The organism is Vibrio sp. S9_S30, assembly GCF_014694455.1.
GTDB lineage: Bacteria > Pseudomonadota > Gammaproteobacteria > Enterobacterales > Vibrionaceae > Vibrio.
Window position 1 is genome coordinate 1 of sequence record NZ_JAAUWT010000211.1, and the last position, 250, is coordinate 250.

The following is a 250-nucleotide window of genomic DNA, read 5'->3' on the forward strand; positions in this document are numbered from 1 at the left end:
AAGAAATAAACTTTTTCTTCATGTTCTTTCTGATGGTGGTGATTAACTCAACGCCTTTGTTGAGTAGTTCTCCTGTCAAGGCTTGGCTAATATAACCTTTGTCACCATAGAGTTTGCCCCACAAACCGGCTTTGTTGCGTAATTCAGTTCAGAGACAGAATCGTCCCATGTCGTATATTTATTAGTCAATACGACAAGTTTTAGGCATACCTAACCCAGTAAGCTTATTCAGCGCCTTAATCATCGCGTA

The 250-nt window shown here is 40.0% G+C and carries 1 pseudogene; it reads right to left on the minus strand.

The window, feature by feature from the left end:
- Window positions 1-106, minus strand: a pseudogene (locus HC752_RS24570) (transposase); the annotation flags it as partial.
- Window positions 107-250: the final 144 nt, after the last annotated feature.